4 protein-coding genes are annotated in these 2,919 nt (G+C 76.2%); 2 read left to right on the top strand and 2 right to left on the bottom strand.

The annotated features are described in order from the left end of the window. Positions 1-367 precede the first annotated feature (367 nt). Positions 368-949, top strand: coding sequence for a DoxX family membrane protein (locus CBZ_RS07925; RefSeq protein WP_130781034.1), 582 nt, complete (start codon positions 368-370; stop codon positions 947-949). 42 nt (positions 950-991) lie between these two features. On the opposite strand, the gene CBZ_RS07920 is transcribed toward CBZ_RS07925, so the two are convergent. Next, the gene (locus CBZ_RS07920) at positions 992-1,513 is read right to left on the bottom strand and encodes a hypothetical protein (RefSeq protein ID WP_130781033.1); all 522 of its coding nucleotides are present in this window, start codon (positions 1,511-1,513) and stop codon (positions 992-994) included. A gap of 80 nt (positions 1,514-1,593) precedes the next feature. Between CBZ_RS07920 and CBZ_RS07915 the strand changes: the two genes are divergently transcribed. After that, a complete protein-coding gene (locus CBZ_RS07915) occupies positions 1,594-2,250 on the top strand; it encodes a ribonuclease H family protein (RefSeq protein WP_130781032.1) in 657 nt (218 codons plus the stop codon). 96 nt (positions 2,251-2,346) lie between these two features. Here the strand turns inward: CBZ_RS07915 and CBZ_RS07910 are convergent, their stop codons facing one another. Next, complete coding sequence (locus CBZ_RS07910; protein ID WP_130781031.1) at positions 2,347-2,868, bottom strand: DUF3806 domain-containing protein; 522 nt, start codon at positions 2,866-2,868, stop codon at positions 2,347-2,349. Positions 2,869-2,919 lie beyond the last annotated feature (51 nt).

Below are 2,919 nucleotides of genomic sequence, written 5' to 3'. Positions count from 1 at the left end.
GGCCGACGACGCCCCGGTGGGCGACGTCGACGACGCCCTGCCGCGGGTCGCGGCGGACCCGGAGCGGCTGGTCGCGCTCGCGGAGCGGTGGGGTCTGGCGTCGAGCGTGAAGCGGGTGGTGGACGCGCTGGCGTCGGCGGACTGACCTGCGACGTCGCTTCGCGGGGCCGGTCGCGACGCGTGGAGCGGCGACACGGAGGCGCGCGACGTCCTGGTCACCCGTCCGGGTGATCGCTGAAACCGGGCGTATCAGACATCGGGAGGACCCCTCCTGCTGATCCGTAGTTACCGACCGGTAGCCACGGATCCGCCGGAGACCGCCGGCACCCCGACGGCCCGACGTGGGCCCGCCCCGAAAGGCACCACCATGTCCTCGACCCTGACGCCGTCCGCGCGCCGCGCGGCCGGCACCACCCAGCCCGTCCCCGACAACACCCTCGCCGACGCCCCCCGCACGACGCGCCGTCCCACCCGCACCGCCCGCACCCGGGCGCTCGCGGACACGGCCGTCGACCGCCTGGCCCACGTGCTCACCCGGCACTCGGTCACGGCCCTGCGGGTCGCCCTCGGCCTGGTGTTCCTCGGGTTCGGCGTCCTCAAGTTCTTCCCCGGCGTCAGCCCCGCCGCCGAGCTCGCGCAGCGCACCATCGGCGAGCTCACGTTCGGGCTCGTCGGCCCCGAGGCGGCGCTGCTGCTCACGGCCGTCCTCGAGACCGTCATCGGCCTGACGCTCGTCACGGGCCGGTTCCTCAAGACCGGGCTCGTCCTGCTCGCCGGGGCGCTCGTCGGCATCATGTCGCCGCTCGTGCTCTTCTTCGACGAGCTGTTCCCCGCGGGCGGGCCCACGCTCACCGCGCAGTACGTCCTCAAGGACGTCGTGCTCGCCGCCGCAGCCGCGGTGGTCGCCGCCGTCGCCCTCGGGGCCCGGCTCCGCCTCCCCGGGGAGTGAGCCCGGGCGTCGACGCCGCGGGACCGGGACCGAGCGGTCCGCTCAGTCCCGCACCCACAGGTTCGGACCCGCCTCGCGCCAGCCCTCGTCGGCTGCCGGGGCGGGTCCGCCGTCTGCGGACACCCACACCCCCTGCGCGGCGACGTTCGCGTCCTCGACCGCCGCGACGCACGCGACCGACGGCAGGGCGCCCGACGGGACCGTCAGCAGGCACAGGTCGCCGGTCGTCCCGACCGCCGCGTAGTGCGCACCCGTCGGCGTCTCGACGAGGAACCGCGTCGACGCCGAGCGGACACCCAGGCCCTCCAGGTCGGACGACGCGACGACGTCGGCGTGCACCTGCTCGCCCGCCAGCACCGCCAGCAGCGTGTGCGCGTCGACGCGCTCGGGAGCAGCGGCCGCACCGTCACCGCGCGCCCACACGAACGCGAACGCGACCATGCCCGCGGCCACGAGCAGCGCGAGCGCGGACAGCCAGCCCCGGTGCCGGTGCCGCGCCACGCCGACCGAGCGGAAGCCAGCGAATGCGTCGCCGAAGAGGTCGACGTCGTCGATCGTCGTCATACGCCTCGCATCGGCGCGCCGGGCCGCGAAGATGAGCCCGTCGCCCGAACGGGCGCCGTCGCACGGCACAATCGACGCTCGTGATCACGGTCAGCACGGACGGCTCCTGCCTGCGCAACCCCGGCGGGGCGATCGGCTGGGCGTGGGCGAACCACGACGGCACCCACGCGAGCGGCGGGTCCGCCTCCGGCACCAATCAGGTCGCGGAGCTCCGGGCCGTCCTGGAGGCGGTCCTCGCGCACCCCGGCGACGAGCCGCTGCGCATCGAGGCCGACTCGCAGTACGCCATCAAGTGCTCGTCGGAGTGGGTGCACGGCTGGAAGCGCAAGGGGTGGCGCACCGCGAGCGGCGGGCCCGTGCAGAACCTCGCGCTCGTGCAGGCCATCGACCGGGCCATCGCCGCGCGCTCCGGTCCCGTCGCGTTCGCCTGGGTCCGCGGGCACCGGGGCGACGTGTTCAACGAGCGGGCCGACGAGCTCGCCGGGATCGCCGCGCGCGAGGCGCGCGACGGCCTGCCGACCGCCCCCGGGCTCTGGGCCGGCGAGGCGGCCGAGCCCGTCGCGTCGGCACTCGCGTCAGCACCCGCGTCAGCACCCGCGTCCGTGCCCGTCGTGGCGACCGCGGGCCGACCCGCGCGGGCCCGGCGCGCTCAGGTCGCCACGACACAGGTGCTCGACCTCGCGCCGGACGCACCGGGTGCAGCCGGACCGGCGGTCGTCGTCGACACGCTGTTCTGACCCGCCGCCGGCCGACGTTCGCCCGTCGCAGGCCCGACGCCGACCCGCGGGGCTGCCGCGCGTCCACCGCCGTCCCGCTGCGCGGGTGCTCGCGCGTCAGGCCTCGGGCTCGCCGCCCGACAGGACCGCCAGCGCGGTCCCCGCGGTGCGGTGCACCTGCACGACGAGCCAGCGCTCGGGCGCCGAGCCCCACTCGCGGCGCACGGCCCCGATCGGGAAGAGCACGAGGTCGTGCGTCGGGTGGGCGAGCACCAGCTCGGGCCCGGCCTCGTCGCGGTACGACGCCCACGACAGCCCGGGCACGCGCTGCACGAGCAGGTCGCCGAGCGCGACGCCGAACGCGTTGACGAGCGGCTCGGGGTCGGGACGGTCCTCGGTCGCGAGCCACGTCGCCTGCACGCGGTCGAACAGGTCGCCGACGGCCTGCGGGTCCGCGGAGCCGTCGCACAGCTCCTCGACGAGCCCGCGTTGCTGGGCCGTCCACACGAGCTCGGCCGCGTTGAGCGGCTCGAGCGCACCGGTGGGCGGGACGTCGACCTGCTCGGCACCGGCCGGTCCGTGCGGCGTGGGGACGACGGACCCGTCCGTGGACCTCGGGGTACGGCGGAACAGCGGCATGTGTCACTGATCGACGCGTCGCACCCAGGACTTGACGTGCGTCGGGGGCGC

This window comes from Cellulomonas biazotea, assembly GCF_004306155.1.
GTDB classification, from domain to species: domain Bacteria; phylum Actinomycetota; class Actinomycetes; order Actinomycetales; family Cellulomonadaceae; genus Cellulomonas; species Cellulomonas biazotea.
Note: the sequence above shows the minus strand (reverse complement) of the source record. Positions and strands in the feature narration are given on the sequence as shown.

What these genes read in the sequence shown, in the direction of transcription:
- CBZ_RS07925 (WP_130781034.1), top strand. Translation starts at nt 368, where the DNA reads ATGTCCTCGACCCTGACGCCGTCCGCGCGCCGCGCGGCCGGCACCACC.
- CBZ_RS07920 (WP_130781033.1), bottom strand. Translation starts at nt 1,513, where the DNA reads ATGACGACGATCGACGACGTCGACCTCTTCGGCGACGCATTCGCTGGC.
- CBZ_RS07910 (WP_130781031.1), bottom strand. Translation starts at nt 2,868, where the DNA reads ATGCCGCTGTTCCGCCGTACCCCGAGGTCCACGGACGGGTCCGTCGTC.